The organism is Pseudomonas sp. A39 (genome assembly GCF_058145955.1).
Genome location: NZ_JBYVMD010000007.1, coordinates 92,342 through 113,450, shown reverse-complemented (window position 1 = coordinate 113,450; position 21,109 = coordinate 92,342). Strand labels below are relative to the sequence as shown.

16 protein-coding genes are annotated in these 21,109 nt (G+C 61.1%); 13 read left to right on the top strand and 3 right to left on the bottom strand.

The genetic code is table 11. From position 1 onward, the window contains the following. Positions 1–15: 15 nt before the first annotated feature. The gene (hrpA, locus tag AC3ZU9_RS07630) at positions 16–3,927 is read right to left on the bottom strand and encodes an ATP-dependent RNA helicase HrpA (RefSeq protein ID WP_490090512.1); all 3,912 of its coding nucleotides are present in this window, start codon (positions 3,925–3,927) and stop codon (positions 16–18) included. A 394-nt stretch (positions 3,928–4,321) separates the two neighbouring features. On the opposite strand from hrpA, the gene AC3ZU9_RS07625 reads away from it, so the two are divergent. From AC3ZU9_RS07625 to AC3ZU9_RS07615, 3 genes are all read left to right on the top strand, one after another. Next, a complete protein-coding gene (locus AC3ZU9_RS07625; protein ID WP_490090511.1) occupies positions 4,322–4,948 on the top strand; it encodes a hypothetical protein in 627 nt (208 codons plus the stop codon). A 23-nt stretch (positions 4,949–4,971) separates the two neighbouring features. Further along, positions 4,972–6,210, top strand: coding sequence for a hypothetical protein (locus tag AC3ZU9_RS07620; RefSeq protein WP_490090510.1), 1,239 nt, complete (start codon positions 4,972–4,974; stop codon positions 6,208–6,210). A 499-nt stretch (positions 6,211–6,709) separates the two neighbouring features. Continuing rightward, on the top strand, positions 6,710–7,285 hold the full coding sequence (locus tag AC3ZU9_RS07615) for a hypothetical protein (RefSeq protein ID WP_102062023.1): 576 nt from the start codon (positions 6,710–6,712) through the stop codon (positions 7,283–7,285). An 87-nt stretch (positions 7,286–7,372) separates the two neighbouring features. On the opposite strand, the gene aceK is transcribed toward AC3ZU9_RS07615, so the two are convergent. Then, positions 7,373–9,103, bottom strand: coding sequence for a bifunctional isocitrate dehydrogenase kinase/phosphatase (gene aceK, locus AC3ZU9_RS07610; RefSeq protein WP_046036083.1), 1,731 nt, complete (start codon positions 9,101–9,103; stop codon positions 7,373–7,375). Positions 9,104–9,492: 389 nt separating this feature from the next. Here aceK and AC3ZU9_RS07605 point away from each other — a divergent pair, with 389 nt between their 5' ends. The 4 genes from AC3ZU9_RS07605 (at position 9,493) to AC3ZU9_RS07590 (ending at position 14,579) form a co-directional block, all read left to right on the top strand. Next, positions 9,493–11,118 carry a methyl-accepting chemotaxis protein gene (locus tag AC3ZU9_RS07605; protein ID WP_490090509.1) on the top strand — a complete coding sequence of 542 codons (1,626 nt, stop codon included), beginning with the start codon at positions 9,493–9,495 and terminating at the stop codon, positions 11,116–11,118. A 52-nt stretch (positions 11,119–11,170) separates the two neighbouring features. Then, complete coding sequence (locus AC3ZU9_RS07600; RefSeq protein WP_046035985.1) at positions 11,171–12,070, top strand: DMT family transporter; 900 nt, start codon at positions 11,171–11,173, stop codon at positions 12,068–12,070. 78 nt (positions 12,071–12,148) lie between these two features. Beyond that, on the top strand, positions 12,149–12,940 hold the full coding sequence (locus tag AC3ZU9_RS07595; RefSeq protein WP_064052678.1) for a CPBP family intramembrane glutamic endopeptidase: 792 nt from the start codon (positions 12,149–12,151) through the stop codon (positions 12,938–12,940). 73 nt (positions 12,941–13,013) lie between these two features. Then, positions 13,014–14,579 carry a methyl-accepting chemotaxis protein gene (locus AC3ZU9_RS07590; RefSeq protein ID WP_046035983.1) on the top strand — a complete coding sequence of 522 codons (1,566 nt, stop codon included), beginning with the start codon at positions 13,014–13,016 and terminating at the stop codon, positions 14,577–14,579. Between the two features lie 40 nt (positions 14,580–14,619). Here the strand turns inward: AC3ZU9_RS07590 and AC3ZU9_RS07585 are convergent, their stop codons facing one another. Further along, entirely contained in the window at positions 14,620–15,315 is a 696-nt protein-coding gene (locus tag AC3ZU9_RS07585; protein ID WP_015885296.1) for an alpha/beta family hydrolase, read from the bottom strand. A gap of 79 nt (positions 15,316–15,394) precedes the next feature. On the opposite strand from AC3ZU9_RS07585, the gene ccoN (AC3ZU9_RS07580) reads away from it, so the two are divergent. The 6 genes from ccoN (AC3ZU9_RS07580) to ccoO (AC3ZU9_RS07555) all read left to right on the top strand — a co-directional run bounded on the left by ccoN (AC3ZU9_RS07580) (position 15,395) and on the right by ccoO (AC3ZU9_RS07555) (position 21,105). Further along, on the top strand, positions 15,395–16,819 hold the full coding sequence (gene ccoN / locus AC3ZU9_RS07580) for a cytochrome-c oxidase, cbb3-type subunit I (protein WP_015885297.1): 1,425 nt from the start codon (positions 15,395–15,397) through the stop codon (positions 16,817–16,819). A gap of 10 nt (positions 16,820–16,829) precedes the next feature. After that, positions 16,830–17,438: a cytochrome-c oxidase, cbb3-type subunit II gene (gene ccoO, locus AC3ZU9_RS07575; RefSeq protein WP_017735321.1), complete on the top strand. Its 609-nt coding sequence runs from the start codon at positions 16,830–16,832 to the stop codon at positions 17,436–17,438. A gap of 3 nt (positions 17,439–17,441) precedes the next feature. Further along, positions 17,442–17,642, top strand: coding sequence for a cbb3-type cytochrome oxidase subunit 3 (locus AC3ZU9_RS07570; RefSeq protein ID WP_010208563.1), 201 nt, complete (start codon positions 17,442–17,444; stop codon positions 17,640–17,642). Next, positions 17,639–18,586, top strand: coding sequence for a cytochrome-c oxidase, cbb3-type subunit III (ccoP, locus tag AC3ZU9_RS07565; protein ID WP_046035981.1), 948 nt, complete (start codon positions 17,639–17,641; stop codon positions 18,584–18,586). Before AC3ZU9_RS07570 ends, ccoP begins: the two co-directional genes overlap by 4 nt. A gap of 468 nt (positions 18,587–19,054) precedes the next feature. After that, a complete protein-coding gene (gene ccoN / locus AC3ZU9_RS07560; protein ID WP_015885300.1) occupies positions 19,055–20,497 on the top strand; it encodes a cytochrome-c oxidase, cbb3-type subunit I in 1,443 nt (480 codons plus the stop codon). Beyond that, positions 20,497–21,105: a cytochrome-c oxidase, cbb3-type subunit II gene (ccoO, locus tag AC3ZU9_RS07555; protein ID WP_003193167.1), complete on the top strand. Its 609-nt coding sequence runs from the start codon at positions 20,497–20,499 to the stop codon at positions 21,103–21,105. The genes ccoN (AC3ZU9_RS07560) and ccoO (AC3ZU9_RS07555) overlap by 1 nt, the downstream gene beginning before the upstream one ends. The last annotated feature ends 4 nt before the right edge of the window (positions 21,106–21,109 follow it).

Sequence of the window (21,109 nt, the reverse complement as noted above, 5' to 3'; positions counted from 1 at the left end):
GAAACCGTGTAAATATCAGGCCTCTACCAGGCTCCATTGCTTGCTTAGACGCTTATCGGAAATCGGCACCTTGGTGCCCAACTGCTGGCCAAACAACGAGACCCGGTATTCCTCCAACCACCAGCGGTAAAGCTCAAGCTGGGGATCGCGCTTGCCTTCCTGGGCGTGTTTTTTCAGGCGGTTTTCATACTGCGTCCACAGCCCGCCCAGCTCGCTGCTCCATACCCGGTCTTTCTGCACCTGGCTCGGCAGTTTCTCCAGGCGCAATTCGATGGCCTTGAGGTAACGCGGCAACTCCTTGAACCACTGCGCCGGGGTTTCCCGCACAAAACCGGGATACACCAGGTTGCTCAGTTGCTGCTTGATATCGTTCAGGGCCACGGCCTGGGCCAGGTCGATCTTGCCTTTGAAGCGTTTTTGCAGGCCGTGCCAGAGTTTCAGCACCTCCAGGGTCAGGCGCGCCAAACGCTCGGCGTGCTCGGTCCAGCTGCCGCGCTTACGCTCGGCCAAGGCCGCCAAACCGGCGCCATCACGCGGCAGGCTGGCTTCGCCTTCGAGTACGCAGGTGTCGAGGCTGGCCAACAGGATGTCTTCCACCAGCGCATCGATGCGCCCCAGTTCGCGGTACATCAGCCCCAATTCGGTCAGACCCGGTAATTTGCCACGCAGGAACTTCGCCGGTTCCGCCAGTTGCTGCATCAGTAAGCGTTGTAAGGCGCGGCGATGCTGGAATTCAGCCTCGGCGGCGGTGGAGAAGCGCCCTTCCTTGACCGTGCCGTTGTCTTCCACCAGTGCTGGGTACACCGTCATCGACAGCCCGGCGATCTTCTGCTGAGTCTTTTCCGCCACCGCCGCAAACACTTTGGCCTCGACCGGCTGCTGGCTTTTCGCGGTTTGCGGCACGGCCAACGCGGCCTGGCTGGCCTCGGCGAAGCGCGCCGTCAGTTCAGCCAGGTCGCGGCCTTCGCCGAGGAACTTGCCCTCGCCGTCGACCACTTCCAGGTTCATCTTCAAGTGGCTTTCGACCTGCTGCGCGGCTTCGGCCCAGGCTTCATCGCTGACCCGCGCCCCCGTCATGCGCAGCAATTCACGGCCCAGCGCCTGGGGCAACGAGCCCTGGCCGAACTCGATCCGTTGCAGGGCGGCCTTGACGAAGTCCGGCACCGGCACGAAATTCTTGCGCAGCGCCTTGGGCAGGTTGCGCACCAGGGCGATGCATTTGGCTTCGATCACCCCCGGCACCAGCCACTCCAGGCGCTCCGGCGGCAGGGCCGGCAGCAACGGAGCCGGTACGCGCAGGGTCACGCCGTCACGCGGGTGGTTGGGTTCGAAGTGGTAACTCAAGGCCAGTTCCAGGTCGCCCAGGTGCAGGGTGTCCGGGTAATGCGCGGCGGTGACTTCACTGGCTTCGCGCGCCAGCACATCTTCCTCGCGCATGATCAGCAGTTGCGGGTCTTTCTGGCTGTTGACCTTGTACCAACTGTCGAAGGTCGCGGTCTGGTGAATCTCTGCCGGCAAGCGCGCATCGTAGAAGGCGAACAGGGTTTCTTCATCCGCCAGGATGTCGCGACGACGCGCCTTGGCTTCGAGTTCGTCGAGCTGTTCCAGCAACTGCTGGTTGGCCGTGAGGCATTTGGCTCGCGACTGGATCTCGCCACGCACCAGGCCTTCGCGGATAAACAGCTCGCGCGACACCACCGGGTCAATCGGCCCGTAATGCACCGGCCGGCGGCCGACCACAATCAGGCCGAACAGGGTGATCTGCTCAAAGGCCACGACTTGGCCGCGCTTCTTCTCCCAGTGGGGTTCGAAGTGGTTTTTCTTGATCAGGTGCCCGGCCAGCGGCTCGATCCAGTCCGCGTCGATCTTGGCGACCATGCGCGCATACAGCTTGGTGGTTTCCACCAGTTCGGCAGTCATCAACCATTGCGGGCGCTTTTTGCCGATGCCCGAGGACGGGTGAATCCAGAAACGCCGCTGACGTGCGCCGAGGTAATCGCCGTCTTCGGTCTTCTGGCCGATCTGGCTGAGCAGGCCGGACAGCACCGCCTTGTGCAGTTTCGGGAAGTCGGCCGGCTCTTTGTTGACGGTCAGCTGCATGTCGCGGCAAATCAGGCTCAACTGGCGATGGGAGTCGCGCCACTCGCGCAGGCGCAGGTAGTTGAGGAAATTCTTGCGACACCAGTTACGCAACGGGCTGGCGGTCAGTTCCTGGCGTTGCTCTTCAAAGCCGCGCCACAGATTGACCAGACCGGCGAAGTCCGAATCCGGGTCTTTCCACTGTGCGTGGGCCTGGTCGGCGGCCTGTTGACGCTCCGGCGGCCGCTCGCGCGGGTCCTGGATCGACATGGCGCTGGCGACGATCAGCACTTCCTGCAAACTGCCGAGCTTGGCGGCTTCGAGCAACATGCGGCCCATGCGCGGGTCGACCGGCAGGCGCGCCAGCTGGCGGCCCAACGGGGTGAGCTGGCTGTTACGGTCCACTGCCGAAAGCTCTTGCAGCAGGTTGAAACCGTCACTGATGGCCTTGCCGTCCGGCGGTTCGATAAACGGGAAATCGGTGATTTCGCCGAGGCGCAGGTGCAGCATCTGCAGGATCACGGCGGCGAGGTTGGTGCGCAGGATCTCAGGGTCGGTAAATTCCGGACGGCCGATAAAGTCTTCTTCGCTGTACAAGCGAATGCAGATGCCGGGCTCGACCCGACCGCAACGGCCTTTACGCTGGTTGGCGCTGGCCTGGGAAATCGCTTCGATCGGCAGGCGCTGCACCTTGGCGCGGTAACTGTAGCGGCTGATGCGTGCGGTACCGCTGTCGATCACATAACGAATGCCCGGCACGGTCAGCGAGGTTTCCGCGACGTTGGTCGCCAGCACCACGCGCCGGCCCGGATGAGACTGGAAGATGCGCTGCTGTTCGGCCGGCGACAGGCGCGCGTACAACGGCAGGATTTCGGTGTGCTTGAGCTGGGCCTTGCGCAACATGTCGGCAGCGTCGCGAATCTCGCGCTCCCCCGGCAGGAACACCAGCACATCGCCGGGGCTGCGCCGCTCGCTGCGCTCATAAGCGGCGATTTCGTCGAGGGTCGCGAGGATCGCCTGATCGACCGTCAAGTCGTCTTCGACACGGTTGCCCTCCTCGTCCTGTTCCAGGGTCAGCGGGCGATACCAGGTGTCCACCGGGAAGGTGCGGCCCGACACCTCGACAATCGGCGCATCGTCGAAGTGCTTGGAAAAACGCTCCAGGTCGATGGTCGCCGAGGTGATGATGACCTTCAGGTCCGGGCGGCGCGGCAGCAGGGTCTTCAGGTAACCCAGCAGGAAGTCGATGTTCAGGCTGCGTTCGTGGGCTTCGTCGACGATGATCGTGTCGTAGCGTTCGAGGTAACGGTCGTTCTGGGTTTCCGCCAGCAGGATGCCGTCGGTCATCAGCTTGATCAGGGTATTGGAATCACTTTGGTCTTCAAACCGGACTTGATAGCCGACCAGCGCGCCAAGCGGCGTGGCGAGTTCTTCAGCGACGCGGCTGGCGACACTGCGCGCGGCGATCCGGCGCGGCTGGGTGTGGCCGATCAAACCGAACTGGCCACGACCGATCTCCAGGCAGATCTTCGGCAGCTGGGTGGTTTTACCCGAACCGGTTTCACCGGCAATGATCAGCACCTGATGCTTGAGCAGCGCGTCCTTGATTTCATCGCGCTTGGCCGCAATCGGCAGGCTGTCGTCATAGCGGATCACCGGCAGGCTGGCGCGCCGCGCCGTGACCTGCGCGCAGGACGCCTGCATGCGCGCCACCCACTGCGCCAGCTTTTCCTCGTCGGGTTTCTTGCGCAGCTCAAGCAACTGCCGGCGCAAGCGGTGGCGGTCGGCGAGCATGGCGTGGTCGAGGGTTTTGAGCAGTTGGTCGATAGTGGGTGCTTGGTCAGTCATCAGGTACGCAAAGGTCTTCTAGTGAGGCAGGTGAGCCTGCGGTGACGTGATCGTGGGTGGCAATTGTCGCAGATTTCAGTCGCTGTGAACGAGGCAAGCCATTTCAAAGCCGCAAAACCACCGCTTCATACAAGGGTGGCAGGCTGTTTGAGCCTGACGGGAACGTCCCAACCCACACCCTTACATGACTTTTCGCACGCAACCATCAGGGTTTTCTATATGGCTTGCCCATGATTCGGCGCGCTCTACTGCGGCACGCAAAAAACGCCTCCTTCATGCCCAACGCTGCCCGCACCGGAAAAACGTCATGCCAAGCCCAACAGACAATTTGCCCCCCCTCTCAACGACGTGGACCTCGCACGCGGCCCCCACTTACACGGAGCAGGATCCTGCCTTGGAACCGCGCGCACGTGCTGCCCAGACCTACGTCGATACGTTGGGCATGTACGCCGAAGATACGCATCCGGATTCGGTCAGGCAGCTCGAATCACGACGGCCATCGTCTCTTGCGCCGACTTACTGGCAAGCCATGGGCAGGGACAGCCCCCTGCCTGAACAGGTGGGAAACACAACCTCCATCGACGAGGATCCAGTGAGTTTTTCACCCAGCCTATCAGGCAGGGCGCTGGCGCAGGCGGTGAAGCATGTGGACCGCCTCAACCCTGTGCTCGAACAGGCCGAGCAATTAGGCACGCTATTGCTGGAGCGTGATCAGCAGGGCGGAACGTCCATCGACTTACAAACCGTGGTGACGCTTTGTCGCAAGTTGGATCAGCTCAGGTCTGCCTGGGCCGCTGGCGCATTTGCGGGGTCATCACGGATAGGCACGCAATTGGCCAGTCATTGCGCTCCCGTCCCGCGAACACTGCAGGAGGACGCTTTGAAAGCATTGATAAACAACCTGTGGGATGTTGCGAAAACGGAGTACCGGGATAAGTACCTGACCGACCCACTGAACGCAGACCACATCCTGGTAGACGTCTACAGGTTGGTTGAAGGCCTGAAAAATTCTCGAATCTGAAGCCATCACCCGGAGAAGCCCCTGTGATCAGACCCACACCGTTTTCACCCCCCGAGTCCGGCGCCACCCTGGGCCGACTGGTACAACAAACCCACTTTATCCAGGGCGCCGTGGTTAAAAGCCTGGTCGACCAAGGGCACAGTCACCTGCTCGGGAACACCCGCAACCTCGAACACGCATTGCTTCGCCCCATCAGTCGAATGCCGGAAAGTGCGCCACAGGAAAAAGGGCATCAACTTCAAGCCTGGATGCACGTTTCAAGGCTCGACGCGGCGCTTGAGGCCTTCGACCAGGAAAGCCGCAAACGCTTTGCCCTGCAACCGGATGCAAACACACGCCTGCAAGCACTTATGCAACGCAATGAGCAACTGGCAACCCGCATGGAAGCACGCAACGCCCTGCTGGATCGACGCGCCGCATGGGCGGCCGCCACCCCTCCAGCGTCCAGTGAGTTGGACCCGATCACCCTCCACGTCCTGCTACCTGCACCGCTGAACAGCAGGTTGACCGCGCAAGACCTTAAACAGGCCGTCAAACACGTCAACGCCCTGGATAAGGAGACGGGCCTGCTGGATGCTCACATCAAGCAACAACCGCACCCGTTGTCTCAAGTCGAGGAAGAGATCTTTATCAAGCAACGTAACGCCCTGACCGAATACCGCAACGCCTGGGCAACGGGACGCCTGAAAGGCAGCAGTCAATTCACCACCACCGTTGGCCTCACCCCGGAGCGTAAACGCTTGGAGCAGAATCTTGAGCGCAACCATCAATCGGCACCGGTGGAACTGACACTCCACCGACTGGAGCGCACGCTCGAAACCGCCCACCGCAACGGCGTGGGAGAAAAACTGTCGCCACAAGCGGTGAACGCGGCGCGCAATGCCCTGGCGAATTTACGCGATGCCTGGCGTAACGGCAGGCTTGATGGCAGTTCGGAGGCAGGCATGGACCCCATGCTGATTTTAACCTCGCCGAATAATCAGCGAATCAAACTGGAGCTGGCGGTTATCGAACATGCCTTTGTGCAACTGAACACCGTTCCCCGCACGGAGCAAGCCGGCAGCGCCAAGGATCGCCAGGCGTTCAAAGCGTTGATTCAGTCGGCCAACAACCCCCATGTCAAACATGCCGCCATCCGTCAGCTTAAAGACGACAACAAACAGCGGGCGCTGATTGCTGAACTGAATACCGATTTGCACACCCTCTACACCGACCTCAGAAGCCACCTGGCCATTCACCACATAACCACGTCCCTTCCCTAACGTTGCCGGGATGAACCCAGGTAGGCAAAAGACTTATGGGGCTACTCCACAGAGATTCTGACTACAAAAAATGACCAGTTCATCCGACGGTTGAAAAGCAAAAGTCCGATTTTCCGTAAGCGCTGGCAGGCGCCCAATAAGTCATCCAGAGAGGTCTGGACAACCAGGATATTCCAACCTGATACGGAGGCTTTATGCCCATCGACGCCCCAGTTTCCTCCCCCAACCTGCCGAGCTATTCAGCTGCCATGCAGGCTCAACCGCGCTCGCACGAGTCGCAGCCCCCTCCCAGATACGAGTTCCCTCCGGCCTATACACAGCAGCCATCGTCTTCGCCCGACAACCGGGAGTCGTCGGAACCTGCAACCAACCTGACGGCGACCAGGATCGCGAACTTCCACGCGATAAGCCGCGCCATTCGGGGAACGAACTTCATGGACAGCCCTTAATACAGCGGTTAAGCCCCATTCAACACGTTACTGTGACTTAAGGATTTCGTATGCCATTACCCATCGACCGCTATGCCAACAGCAGCGCCAACAATTACTCAGACCGATACGCCACCAAGCATCAGGACGTTGCGCCTCAAACCCATTCGACACAAAGCTCTTGGATGCAAGGTTCAAGCAACACTGGCGCATCGGCGCCGCTGCTGGATAAACAGCCCTACTCCGCCATGAGCCCCTCCAGGCAAAAAGAACTCGATCAACTGAAAAAGACCAAGGACGCACTGGAAAAACTCCCCGTCGACTTCCCGACACCCGCGCTTCCAAAAACGTCCTACCAACCCCCTATCAATCTGTTGGAACAACGGATCAAAAAGCTTGAGGTCAGCCCCGGAAGCAAAAACCCGATCAACCAATTCAACGATTACCGGGAGAACAAAAAAACCGATAAGGCATTCAATAAAGAGATGGGGTCCCTCTACAAGCAAGCCCGGGACGTACAGACCCGTGGCTCCAACCCTACTGACAGAAACCGCGCCTCCAACGTAACAGACACATTGACTACGCTGGGTAAGGGCCAACCCTGGCTCAAAGACATCCGCAAAGAAAATCGCAAAGAAGGCGCCTAGCGTTCATCGCCATTGGCGATCATTGACCGTCAACCCTGGCTGACGGCAGCACACCCGGAGTCAGCCAGTGGGCAATGCCCTCCACGATCACGTCGACAGCCCCCCTTCATCCTGCGGGTCCTTGCGCCGATACGGAAACACATCAATGACCTTCCCCGCCCGAATCGCGGCCTGCAGGCCCTTCCAGTAATCGGCGTTGTACAACTCGCCATGCAGCTCATCGAACAGCTTGCGTTGGCCCGCGTCGGCGAACAGGAACGGCGGGAATTCCTCGGGGAACACATCCAGCGGGCCGATGGAGTACCAGGGCTCGGAGGCCATTTCATCCTCGGGGGTGCGCGGTGCGGGGATGTGACGGAAGTTGGCTTCGGTGAGAAAGCAGATTTCATCGTAGTCGTAGAACACCACGCGGCCGTGACGGGTGACGCCGAAGTTCTTCAGCAGCATGTCACCGGGGAAAATATTCGCCGCCGCCAGTTGCTTGATCGCCAAGCCGTAGTCTTCCAGGGCTTCGCGCACTTGGGCGGGGTTGGCGTTGTCGAGGTAGAGGTTGAGCGGGGTCATGCGCCGCTCGGTCCAGCAGTGACGGATAAGCACGGTATCGTCTTCCACTTCGACGGTGCCGGCGGCCACTTCCAACAGCTCGGCCAGGCACTGCGGTTCAAACTTGCTCAGGGGAAAACGGAAGTCGGCGAACTCCTGGGTATCGGCCATGCGCCCAACGCGGTCGACGCTTTTGACCAGGCGGTATTTCTCGATCACCGTGGCGCGGTTGACGTTTTTCGACGGCGAAAAGCGGTCCTTGATGATCTTGAACACCGTGTTGAAGCCCGGCAGGGTGAATACGCTCATGACCATGCCGCGCACACCGGGGGCCATGATGAACTGATCGTCGGTGGTCGCCAGGTGGTTGATCAGCGCGCGGTAGAACTCCGACTTGCCGTGCTTGTAGAAACCAATGGAGGTGTACAGCTCGGCAATATGCTTGCCCGGCAAAATGCGCTTGAGAAAGCCAATGAACTCCGCCGGTACCGGCACGTCGACCATGAAGTAGGAACGGGTGAACGAGAAAATGATCGACACTTCGGCTTCGTCGGTGATCAGCGCATCGATCTGGATGCCCTGGCCTTCGCGGTGCAGCAGCGGGATGACCAGCGGCCATTGTTCGTCGCGGGTGTAGATGCGTCCTACAAGGTAGGCGCCTTTATTGCGGTAGAGCACCGAGGAAAACAGCTCGACCTTGAGGTCCGGGTCCTTGCACACCCAGTCCGGCAGGTTTTCCCGCAGCTGGACTTCGAGGCGGCGCAGGTCGGCTGCCAGGTCCGCGTAGGGTTCGCTGAAGCGGTAGTCGGCAAACACCTGCGCGAGCATCTGCGGGATGTTCCCGGCGGGCGTGTAGGTGCGCGTCTGCGCGGCCCGAGCCCGGCGCAGGCTGGGCCGCGTGGTGTGGATAAACATGCAACCGTCGCTGATCAGGTCGTGGCTGAACAGGCCGCAGAAGATCGAGTTGTACCAGGTTTCGGACAGCTCATCGTCGAAGCGCAGGTCGATCAGGCCGATGTAGGCGCTTTTCACCACGGGCCACGCATCAATGTCGAGCAATGTGGCGTCATCGAAGTGCTCATGCAGACGCGCGGTCACTTCATTGACCTTCTCTTCATAGAGGTTGATCCGCGCCGCTGAAGCGGCCTGGGCTAGTTGCCACTGGGCTTTTTCAAAACGCTCGCGGGCGCCATCGGTGATCTGGCGGAAGTGTTCACGGTAATCGTCGAAGCCATCGAGGATCATCTGGGCGATAGCGCGGGCGGAAGGCGACATGCGGGAAACCTCGACGAGCATCTGGAGCCCCTGAGCTTAGCCAGTGTACGGGAACAGGAGAAGGGTCATTTTTTACGCCAGCTTGTACAAGTTCGTTCATTTCGTACATTTATTTGCAATTTTTAAATTCGACCATCCGGTCAATAAATACACCTGTGAGTTATCGCGAGTTTTACCTGCACGCCTGCAACCCTGGGGCTTGGAAGGTTGAGGCAGGCAAAGGGCCCGCCGCGCTGGTCTTGATGAACCTCTTAGAGCGTTGGATCCAACTAAGGGAAACCCTGATTACTACCTTGATGGCACTTTGATATACAGCGCGCCCTCTCCCACCCTAACAAGGTCAGAAGACCGATCCGGGAACAGGTTCTAATCGCCTAAGGAGCATTGAGATGTCATTGAGGAACATGAAGATCGGTCTGCGTGCCAGTCTGAGTTTTGCGGTTTTGGCCAGCTTGCTGGTAATTGTCGGGATGTTCGGCCTGGGCCAGATGGCCAAGCTGCGGCAAAGTGCGCTGGTCATCGAACAGTCATGGATGCCGAGCATCGAGAACATCCACGACAGCGCGGCCTATGTGGCCAGCATTCGCCTGGAGGCGTTGCGCCTGGCAACCACCGACGAATCACGGGTGCGCGATACCAGCAAAGCCCTCCTCACCCGCCATCGCGGCGAACTGCAAGGGCTGCTGGACCGTCAGGAAACAATGCTGAGCAGTGATGGCGAGCGCGAGCTGCTGAATAAGTTGAAAGCCAATGTGGCCACCTACCTCAGCATCGTGACCCAGATGGTCGCCCTGGTGGACAAGGATCAACAGCAAGACGCCATCGACCTGCTCACCAGCCGCCTCGCCCCCCAGGGCACAGTGCTCAACCAGAGCCTGGAAGACCTGATCGTGTTCAACCAGAACGGCGTCGAGGCCGCGGCGGATGCAGCGGCGCAGATGTACGCCAGTGCGCAGTGGATTGTCGGCCTGATCATCGTCGTCGCACTGATCGCCACCTTGCTGCTGGCGTGGCTGCTGACCCGCAGCATCATCGCCCCGCTCGGCCAGGCGCTGACCGTGGCACGCACCATTGCCGGCGGCGACCTGAGCCAGCCGATCGCCGTCAGCGGCAAGGACGAACCCGCCCAGTTGCTCACCGCCCTGGCCACCATGCAGTCGCAGCTGCAAGGCACCATCCGCGGCATCAGCGAGTCGGCGCAACAACTGGCGTCGGCTGCCGAAGAGATGAGTTCGGTGATGGAACAAAGCACCCGTGGCCTGCAGGCGCAGAACGATGAGATCGAACAGGCGGCCACGGCCGTCACCGAAATGAGCGCGGCGGTGGACGAAGTCGCCGGCAATGCGGTGTCCAGCGCCGAGGCGTCCCAGGCTTCCGACGAGGACAGCAAGCACGGTCACTACCAGATCAGCGAAACCATCAGCTCGATCCAGAACCTGGTGGACGAAGTGCTCGGTGCGTCGAACAAGGCCGAAGGCCTGGCGGTGCAGGCCCAGGACATCAGCAAGGTGCTGGAAGTGATCCGCGGCATCGCCGGGCAAACCAACCTGCTGGCGCTCAACGCGGCGATTGAAGCCGCCCGCGCGGGTGAGGCCGGGCGTGGTTTTGCGGTAGTGGCGGATGAGGTGCGCTCCCTGGCGCAACGCACCCAGGACTCCACCGAAGAAATCGAGCAGATGATCGTCGGTATCCAGCGCGGCACCCAAGACACCGTCGAAGCGCTCAACAGCAGCGCCGATCACGCCGGCCAGACTCTGCAACGCGCCAACAGCGCCGGCAGCGCGCTGGAAAAAATCACCGCCGCCATCTCGCAGATCAGCCAGCGCAACCTGGTGATCGCCAGCGCCGCCGAGCAGCAGGCGCTGGTGGCGCGCGACGTCGACCGCAGCCTGGTCAACATCCGCGACCTGTCTACCCAGACCGCCGCCGGCGCCACCCAGACTTCGGCAGCCAGTCAGGAGTTGTCGCGCTTGGCGGTGGATTTGAATGGGCTGGTGACGCGGTTTGTCCTGTAATCAATGAAAGCGGCGTGCAACACTCGCCGCCTTATTGATAGGAGAGTTTTCCGTGAGACCTGTGGACACCTTGTACTTGCTGGGGCTCGCCGCCATTTGGGGGGCGAGCTTCCTGTTCATGCGCATCATCGCGCCGGAGATCGGCACGCTACCGACGGCGTTTTTCCGCGTGTCGATTGCCGCCGCCGGGTTGCTGGTGATCCTGGCGGCCATGCGGGTGAAATGGGACTTCCAGGGCAAGTTCAAGACGGTGTTGCTCTTGGGGGTGATCAACTCCGGAATCCCGGCGACGATGTATTCGGTGGCCGCCCAAGTGCTGCCGGCGGGTTACTCAGCGATTTTCAACGCCACCACGCCGTTGATGGGCGTATTGATCGGCGGGCTGTTTTTCAGCGAGCGCCTGACCCCGTCGAAAGTCGCCGGCGTCTGCCTGGGCCTGTTGGGCGTGGGCGTGCTGACCCGCGCGGGGCCCGTGGCGTTTGACCTGGAATTGCTGATGGGCGCGCTCGCGTGTTTGCTGGCGACCACCTGTTACGGCTTTGCCGGGTTCCTCGCACGGCGCTGGTTGGATCAGCGCGGAGGGTTGGACAGCCGCCTCTCTGCCCTGGGCAGCATGCTCGGCGCCACCTTGTTCCTGTTACCGCTCTTCGCTTACAGCGCCGTCAGCCAGCCGCCCGCCAGTTGGGGTGGGTGGCAGGTGTGGTTGTCGCTGCTGGGGTTGGGCCTGGTGTGCACGGCGTTTGCCTACATCCTGTACTTCCGCCTGCTGACCTCCATCGGGCCGGTGAAGTCGATGACCGTGACCTTCATGATCCCGCCGTTCGGCGTGCTGTGGGGCGCGTTGCTGTTGGATGAGCCGTTGTCGATGGCGCACCTGTATGGCGGGGTATTGATCGCGGGAGCGTTGTGGTTGGTGTTACGCCCGAAGAGACTGTCAGCGCGCTTGGGGTGAGCGGGCTTGCCGGAGTTTTCATGTGGCCCCCAGGGACGGCTCGCTATAATGCCGCCCAGATTTTTCCAAGGACTCCCCATGATCGCATTGCCCTGGCTGTACCTGGCGCTTCTTTCCATCGGCTATCTGCTGGCCTTGATCTACGGGCAACTGGGGATGCTGGCGGGCGTGTCCATCGCGCTGCTGCTGATCGCCGGCTACGCGGTCCGCCAGCAACGTACGCCCTGGGCGCGCTACCTCGGCCACGGACTGTTTATCGTACTGGCCCTTAGCCTGGCGATGCATTGGCTGCCGGGTTTCTACAATGGGCGTGGCATTGCCCCGCAGCGTTTCACCGACGATGCCGTGCCCTTCTCGATGTACTTGAACCAGGACAAGCCGCTGATTGGCTTCTGGCTATTGCTGGCCTGCCCGTGGATCGTGGCGCGGCGCTCGCTGCGCCTGTCGATCTGCGTGGCCGCCCTGGCCCTGACCCTCACCGCCATCGCCGCGCTGGGCGGCGCCACCTTGCTGGGTGTGATCAGTTGGGCGCCGAAATGGCCGGAACAGGCGTGGCTGTGGGTCCTCAATAACCTGCTATTGGTGACCCTGGTGGAAGAGGCCTTGTTCCGGGGCTATGTACAGGGCGGCTTGAGCCGACGCTTCAAACACCTGCCTTACGGCGAGAACCTCGCCTTGTTGCTGGCATCGCTCGTGTTCGGCCTGGTGCACATCGGGGCGGGCTGGCACTGGGTGCTGCTGGCGAGCATCGCCGGCGTGGGGTATGGCCTGGCTTATCGCTTTGGTGGCCTGGGCGCGGCGGTTGCCACGCACTTTGGTTTGAATCTGCTTCACTTCGGGTTGTTTACCTACCCGATGCTGGCCGGGTGATTGTTGCAAAATTAAGTTAAATAAAAGCGTTTTCCGGCCGACAACCCTTGAAAGCCTTGCGGATTGAACAATCATGCGTAATAACCAACCCGTTACCCAGCGCGAACGTACCTTCCCCGCTCAGCAACGGTTGATCTCCACCACCGATGCCAAAGGCGTGATCACCTACTGCAACGACGCCTTTGTCGAGATCAGTGGGTTCTCCCGCGACGAACTGGTGCGTGCCCCGCACAACCTGGTGCGTCACCCGGATGTGCCGGGCGCGGTCTTCGCGCATATGTGGTCGACGCTCAAACAAGGCTTGCCATGGATGGGCATTGTCAAGAATCGCTGCAAGACCGGTGATCACTATTGGGTTAACGCCTACGTGACGCCGGTTTTCGAAGGCAACCAGGTGGTCGGCTACGAATCGGTGCGCATCAAGCCCACCGCCGAGCAGATCCGCCGCGCCGAAGCGCTCTACCAACGCATCAATCAAGGCAAGTCGGCGATTCCCCAACGCGATAAGTGGCTGCCGGTGTTGCAGGACTGGCTGCCGTTTATCCTGGTGAGCCAGTTGAGCTTCATGATCGGTGCGTCACTCAACTCCCACTGGGGCTTTGCCCTGGCGGCAGGGTTGTCGGTGCCGCTGGGCCTGCTCGGCCTGAGCTGGCAACAGCGCGGTCTCAAGCGTTTGCTGCGCCTGGCCGAGCAGACCACCTCCGACCCGTTGATCGCGCAGATGTACACCGACAGCCGTGGCGCCCAGGCGCGCCTGGAGATGTCGATCCTCAGCCAAGAGGCGCGTCTTAAGACCTGTCTCACGCGCTTGCAGGACACAGCCGAACACCTCAACGACCAGGCCGCGCAGTCCAACACCCTGGCGCATAACAGCTCCAGCGGCCTGGAACGCCAGCGCGTGGAAACCGAACAGGTGGCCACGGCGGTCAACCAGATGGCGGCCACCACCCAGGAAGTCGCCAGCCACGTGCAGCGCACGGCCGACGCCACTCAGGAAGCCAACCGCCTGACCGGCCGTGGCCGCGACATCGCCGGGGAAACCCGCGAGGCGATCCAGCGCCTGTCTGTCGCGGTGGGCGAAACCGGCGTGACCGTCACGCAACTGGCCAAGGACAGCGATGAAATCGGCGGCGTGGTCGATGTGATCAAAGGCATTGCCGACCAGACCAACCTGCTGGCGCTCAACGCCGCCATTGAAGCGGCGCGTGCCGGCGAGATGGGCCGCGGGTTTGCGGTCGTTGCCGACGAAGTCCGTCAACTGGCACAGCGCACCGCGGAATCGACCGGGCAGATCCACGCCCTGATCGCCAAGCTGCAGCAAACCGCCGCCGCCGCCGTGCAAACCATGGACGCCGGGCATCGCCAGGCCGAAGAAGGCGTGGCGCGGGTAATGGAAGCGGATCAGGCGTTGGTGGGGATCAGTGAGGCGGTAGCGCATATCACCGACATGACCACGCAGATCGCCGCTGCCACCGAAGAGCAAAGCTCGGTGGCCGAAGAGATCAGTCGTAACATCAGCACCATTGCGCTGTTGGCCGACCAGACTTCGGAACAGGCGATGAACTCGGCGCAGTTGAGTGAGGAATTGACGCATACCGCCAATACCCAGTACTCGCTGGTCGAGCGTTTTAACCGGTAAATACACTGTGGCGAGGGAGCTTGCTCCCTCGCCACAGGTTTCACTCAAGCGCTCTAAGAAAGCTAGAAACCCGCACCGCCGCAGCCTCCAGATGCTGCTCATGACTGAACCCCGACGCCTTCAACGGCTTCAAGTCATGATCCCCTGCCACCAGCCACATCATCTCGATGCTCGGCGATAATTCATACCCCTCCACCGCCGCCCGATTGCCCAGCGCATCCCGCTCGCCCTGCACGATCAACGTCGGCGTCTTCAACCCGGCCAAATGCTCGACCCGTGGCTTTTCCGGCTTACCCACCGCATAGAACGGATACCCCAGGCACACCAGTGCATCGGCGCCTAATTCATCGGCCAATAAACTGGCCATGCGCCCGCCCATCGACTTGCCACCAACGGCCAGTTTCCCAGCGACATGACGTCGCACCTCGGCATACACCTCACGCCAGGCTTCCAGCAGTTTGGGCGCCGGGTTCGGCGGACGTTTGCCACCGTCCACACGGCGCTGGGCCATGTAGGGAAACTCGAAGCGCAACACGTTCACGCCATGCCCGGCAAGGCGCGCAGCCATGTCGTTCATGAAGGCTGAGTCCATCGGTGCGCCGGCACCGTGGGCCAGGATCAGCGTCACTGGCGTGCCCTTCGCGGCAGTCGACGCGGCATCCCACAACCCGCCGCGTTCGCGCACACACTGCGCCCATTGATCCCCGTCAATACTGGCCTTGTGCTCTTTGCCCATGCTTGCCTCGCTTTTTAGTCTGCCTATAACTCCAGCCCAAGTGCCGCATCTGCTTGGGTTGAACCGTGGATGGGGAACCATGAACACTACTTTAAGTACCGCCTATAACTACAAGGTGGTCCGCCAATTCGCCATTATGACGGTGGTGTGGGGCATCGTCGGCATGGGGCTCGGGGTTTTTCTCGCGGCCCAATTGGTCTGGCCTGCACTCAACTTCGATTTGCCGTGGACCAGCTTCGGACGCCTGCGCCCGCTGCACACCAACGCGGTGATCTTCGCCTTCGGTGGCTGCGCCTTGTTCGCCAGCTCCTTCTACTCGGTACAACGCACCTGCCAAACCCAGCTGTTCGCGCCGAAGATCGCCGCGTTCTGCTTCTGGGGCTGGCAGTTGGTCATTCTCTTGGCCGCCATCTCCTTGCCGCTGGGCTACACCAGCTCCAAGGAATACGCTGAGCTGGAATGGCCGATCGACATCCTGATCACCATCGTGTGGGTGGCTTACGCCATTGTGTTCTTTGGCACCGTGGCCAAGCGCAACACCAAGCACATCTACGTCGGCAACTGGTTCTTCGGTGCGTTCATCATCACCGTGGCCATCCTGCATATCGTTAACAACCTGGAAATCCCGGTCAGCCTGACCAAGTCCTACTCCCTCTATGGCGGTGCGACGGATGCCATGGTGCAGTGGTGGTACGGGCATAACGCAGTAGGCTTTTTCCTCACAGCCGGCTTCCTGGGGATGATGTACTACTTCGTGCCCAAGCAGGCCGAGCGTCCGGTGTATTCGTATCGCTTGTCCATCGTGCACTTCTGGGCGCTGATTACCCTGTACATCTGGGCCGGCCCGCACCACTTGCACTACACCGCACTGCCGGACTGGGCACAGTCGCTGGGCATGGTGATGTCGCTGGTGCTGCTGGCACCGAGCTGGGGCGGCATGATCAACGGCATGATGACCCTGTCGGGCGCCTGGCATAAATTGCGCAGCGACCCGATCCTGCGCTTCCTGGTGGTGTCGCTGGCGTTCTACGGCATGTCGACCTTCGAAGGCCCGATGATGGCGATCAAGACCGTCAACGCCCTTTCCCACTACACCGACTGGACCATCGGCCACGTCCACGCCGGCGCCCTTGGCTGGGTGGCAATGATCTCCATCGGCGCGCTGTACCACATGATCCCGAAAATCTTCGGTCGCGAGCAGATGTACAGCCTCGGCCTGATCAACGCGCACTTCTGGCTGGCCACCATCGGCACCGTGCTCTACATCGCCTCGATGTGGGTCAACGGCATCGCCCAGGGCCTGATGTGGCGTGCGGTCAACGAAGACGGCACGCTGACCTACTCCTTCGTCGAAACCCTGGTGGCCAGCCACCCAGGCTTCATCGTGCGGCTGGTGGGCGGCGCCATCTTCCTGAGCGGCATGTTCCTGATGGCTTACAACACTTGGCGCACCGTGCGTTCCGCGCAGCCCGTCGAAGCCGCCACTACTGCGCAGTTGGCCTGAGGAGTCGATGATGAAACACGAAACGATTGAAAAGAACGTCGGCCTGCTGATGCTGCTCATGGTGCTCGCCGTGAGCATCGGCGGCCTGACCCAGATCGTCCCGCTGTTCTTCCAGGACGTGACCAACAAGCCGGTCGAAGGCATGAAGCCCTACACCGCGCTGCAACTGGAAGGCCGTGACATCTACATCCGCGAAGGCTGCGTACAGTGCCACTCGCAGATGATCCGCCCGTTCCGCGCCGAGACCGAACGCTACGGCCACTACTCGGTCGCCGGCGAGAGCGTCTGGGACCACCCGTTCCTGTGGGGCTCCAAGCGCACCGGTCCGGACCTGGCGCGCGTCGGCGCTCGCTACTCGGACGACTGGCACCGCGCGCACTTGTACAACCCGCGCAACGTCGTGCCCGAGTCGAAAATGCCGGCCTACCCATGGCTGGTCACCGCCGCCGTCGACAGCAGCCACACCGAGACCAAGTTGAAAGTGATGCGCACCCTCGGCGTGCCGTACACGGACGACGACATCAGTGGCGCCGTCGCCAGCCTCAAGGGCAAGACCGAGATGGACGCGCTGGTTTCGTACCTGCAAGTGCTCGGTACTGCCATCAAGAGCAAGAGGTGAGCCATGGGATTTGAATTCGATGCGGGCACCATCCGCGGCCTCGGCACGCTGGTGGTCGCCATCGCCTTTATCGGCCTGTCGCTGTGGGTGTTCAACAACCGGCGCAATGCGGAATTCGAGCAGGCGCGCCTGCTGCCCTTCGCCGATGAACCTTCTCCATCCGACGCTCAAGAAGAGCCTGCAATAAGGAGCACACGGCCATGACCCTATTCTGGAGTACATGGATCTGCGTACTGACCCTCGGCAGCCTGATCGGCCTGACTTGGCTCTTGATCGGCACCCGCAAGGGCGAGACCAAGGGCAGCGTCGACCAGACCATGGGCCACGCCTTCGACGGTATCGAGGAATACGACAACCCGCTGCCCCAGTGGTGGTTCATGCTGTTCGCCGGCACCTTGGTGTTCGCGGTCGGCTACCTGATCCTCTACCCGGGCCTGGGTAACTGGAAAGGCGTGTTGCCGGGCTATGAAGACGGCTGGACCCAGACCAAGGAATGGGACAAGGAAATGGCCAAGGCCGACGCCAAGTTCGGGCCGATCTTCGCCAAATTCTCGGCCATGCCCGTGGAAGAAGTCGCCAAAGACCCGCAAGCGTTGAAGATGGGCGGTCGCCTGTTTGCCTCCAACTGTGCGGTGTGCCATGGCTCGGACGCCAAGGGTGCGTTTGGCTTCCCGAATCTGGCGGATAACATCTGGCGCTGGGGCGGTTCGGCCGAGGCGATCAAGACCACCATTCTCAACGGCCGTCATGCAGCAATGCCGGCCTGGGGTGACATGCTCGGCGATGAAGGGGTGAAAAACGTCGCCGCCTATGTACGTCACGACGTGGCCAAACTGCCGTTGCCGGCTGACAGCAGCGCTGACTTGGCAGCAGGCCAGACTGCGTTCAACACCACCTGTGTCGCTTGCCACGGTCCGCAAGGCCACGGCATGGAAGCCATGGGCGCGCCCGACCTGACCAAACCGGCCGGTTACATCTACGGCACCAGCCTTGCGCAGTTGCAGCAAACCATCCGCCACGGCCGCCAGGGCCAGATGCCGGCGCAGGAAGTGCTACAGGGTAATGACAAGGTGCACTTGCTGGCCGCCTACGTGTATAGCTTGTCCCATAACGCTGATGGCGCAACGCCAGAAAGCCAGCCCCAGTAACCTCTGAATGCCGCCCCACCTTGGGGCGGCATCTCTACCTGTGGCGAGGGAGCTTGCTCCCGTTGGGCTGCGAAGCGGCCCCAAAATCTTGGCAGCGCTTCGCGCTGGAGCGCCAGCCCGGTCCAACGACAGCAAGCTCCCTCGCCACAGCAGTACCTTCTTGTGCGACCCAGTGTCACACCCTTCCAAAGCACACCTTTCCCCTCCTGCCATTCGGGTCTACGCTTCCCTGCACAGCGGACCGATTCTGGCGTACGTAACGACAACCGTTGCGACCCCATAAATATCCTGTCCACTTGATCAGCTTTCTATTTCGGATTTTATCCTTACACGAAACATGGAAAGGGCGCAGAATCTGGCGTGGAACGCATTGATACAGGTCAGCCATTGCGTTGCAATGGCCCCTCGCTTTCTCCATACTTGCGGCCGATTTTACCTATAAAAAAACCTAAACCGTGGAACCTTAGAATGAGCACAGCAATCAGTCCGACTGCTTATAACTATAAGGTAGTCCGCCAGTTCGCCATCATGACGGTGGTCTGGGGGATCCTTGGCATGGGGCTCGGGGTGTTCATCGCCTCGCAACTGGTTTGGCCGGAATTGAATTTCGGTTTGCCATGGACGACCTTTGGCCGCCTGCGCCCGCTGCACACCAACCTGGTGATTTTCGCCTTCGGTGGATGTGCACTGTTTGCCACCTCCTACTATGTCGTGCAGCGAACCTGCCAGACGCGACTGATCTCCGACAGCCTCGCGGCCTTCACCTTCTGGGGTTGGCAAGCGGTCATCCTGGGCGCCATCGTCACCCTGCCGCTGGGTTACACCACCACCAAGGAATACGCCGAGCTGGAATGGCCGATCGCCATTTTGCTCGCCATCGTGTGGGTGACCTATGCCGTGGTGTTCTTCGGTACCATCGTCAAGCGCAAGACCAAGCACATCTACGTGGGCAACTGGTTCTACGGCGCCTTTATCCTGGTGACGGCGATGCTGCACATCGTCAACCACGCTTCGTTGCCGGTGAGCCTGTTCAAGTCCTACTCGGCCTACGCCGGGGCCACGGACGCCATGATCCAGTGGTGGTACGGCCACAACGCCGTGGGTTTCTTCCTGACCACCGGTTTCCTGGGGATGATGTATTACTTCGTGCCGAAACAGGCCGAACGTCCTATTTACTCGTACCGCCTGTCCATCGTGCACTTCTGGGCGCTGATCACCCTGTACATCTGGGCCGGTCCTCACCACTTGCACTACACCGCGCTGCCGGATTGGGCACAGTCCCTGGGCATGGCGATGTCGATCATCCTGCTGGCCCCGAGCTGGGGCGGCATGATCAACGGCATGATGACCCTGTCGGGCGCCTGGCATAAATTGCGCACCGACCCGATCCTGCGCTTCCTCGTGGTATCCCTGGCGTTCTACGGCATGTCGACCTTCGAAGGGCCGATGATGGCGATCAAGACCGTCAACTCGCTGTCCCACTACACCGACTGGACCATCGGCCACGTTCACGCCGGCGCGCTCGGTTGGGTCGCGATGATCTCCATCGGCGCGATCTACCACATGATCCCCAGACTGTTCGGCCGCGTGCAGATGCACAGCGTCGGGCTGATCAACACGCACTTCTGGCTGGCGACCATCGGTACCGTGCTCTACATCGCGTCGATGTGGGTCAACGGCATCACCCAGGGCCTGATGTGGCGTGCAATCAACGATGACGGCACCCTCACCTACTCCTTCGTCGAAGCGCTGCAAGCCAGCCACCCGGGCTATATCGTCCGCGCCCTGGGCGGTGCGTTCTTTGCCACCGGCATGCTGTTCATGGCCTACAACGTCTGGCGCACCGTGCGTGCCTCGGACCCTGCAGAAGCCGAAGCCGCCGCCAAGATCGCCGTTGTGGGAGCCCACTGATGAAGCATGAAGTAGTCGAGAAGAATATCGGCCTGCTGGCCTTCTTCATGGTCATCGCCGTGAGTATCGGCGGCTTGACCCAGATCGTTCCGCTGTTTTTCCAGGACGTCACCAACAAACCGGTCGAAGGCATGAAGCCGCGCACCGCGCTTGAACTGGAAGGCCGCGACGTCTACATCGCCAACGGTTGTGTCGGCTGCCACTCGCAGATGATCCGCCCGTTCCGTGCCGAAACCGAACGCTACGGCCACTACTCGGTCGCCGGTGAAAGCGTGTGGGACCACCCGTTCCTGTGGGGTTCCAAGCGCACCGGCCCGGACCTGGCCCGTGTGGGCGGGCGTTACTCCGATGACTGGCAACGTGCGCACCTGTACAACCCGCGCAACGTGGTGCCTGAGTCGAAAATGCCGGCGTACCCGTTCCTCGTGGAAAACAAGCTCGACGGCAAGGACACCGCGAAGAAGATGGAAGTCTTGCGCACCCTGGGCGTGCCCTACACCGACGAAGACATCGCCGGTGCAGCCGCAGCCGTGAAGGGCAAGACCGAAATGGACGCATTGGTGGCCTACCTGCAAGGCCTTGGCACCATCATCAAAAGCAAACGGTGATTCT

Bases quoted from the DNA above. Each gene is read 5' to 3' on its own strand.
- hrpA (WP_490090512.1), bottom strand. From the start codon at position 3,927: ATGACTGACCAAGCACCCACTATCGACCAACTGCTCAAAACCCTCGAC.
- AC3ZU9_RS07615 (WP_102062023.1), top strand. From the start codon at position 6,710: ATGCCATTACCCATCGACCGCTATGCCAACAGCAGCGCCAACAATTAC.
- aceK (WP_046036083.1), bottom strand. From the start codon at position 9,103: ATGTCGCCTTCCGCCCGCGCTATCGCCCAGATGATCCTCGATGGCTTC.
- AC3ZU9_RS07605 (WP_490090509.1), top strand. From the start codon at position 9,493: ATGTCATTGAGGAACATGAAGATCGGTCTGCGTGCCAGTCTGAGTTTT.
- AC3ZU9_RS07595 (WP_064052678.1), top strand. From the start codon at position 12,149: ATGATCGCATTGCCCTGGCTGTACCTGGCGCTTCTTTCCATCGGCTAT.
- AC3ZU9_RS07590 (WP_046035983.1), top strand. From the start codon at position 13,014: ATGCGTAATAACCAACCCGTTACCCAGCGCGAACGTACCTTCCCCGCT.
- AC3ZU9_RS07585 (WP_015885296.1), bottom strand. From the start codon at position 15,315: ATGGGCAAAGAGCACAAGGCCAGTATTGACGGGGATCAATGGGCGCAG.
- ccoN (WP_015885297.1), top strand. From the start codon at position 15,395: ATGAACACTACTTTAAGTACCGCCTATAACTACAAGGTGGTCCGCCAA.
- ccoO (WP_017735321.1), top strand. From the start codon at position 16,830: ATGAAACACGAAACGATTGAAAAGAACGTCGGCCTGCTGATGCTGCTC.
- AC3ZU9_RS07570 (WP_010208563.1), top strand. From the start codon at position 17,442: ATGGGATTTGAATTCGATGCGGGCACCATCCGCGGCCTCGGCACGCTG.
- ccoP (WP_046035981.1), top strand. From the start codon at position 17,639: ATGACCCTATTCTGGAGTACATGGATCTGCGTACTGACCCTCGGCAGC.
- ccoN (WP_015885300.1), top strand. From the start codon at position 19,055: ATGAGCACAGCAATCAGTCCGACTGCTTATAACTATAAGGTAGTCCGC.
- ccoO (WP_003193167.1), top strand. From the start codon at position 20,497: ATGAAGCATGAAGTAGTCGAGAAGAATATCGGCCTGCTGGCCTTCTTC.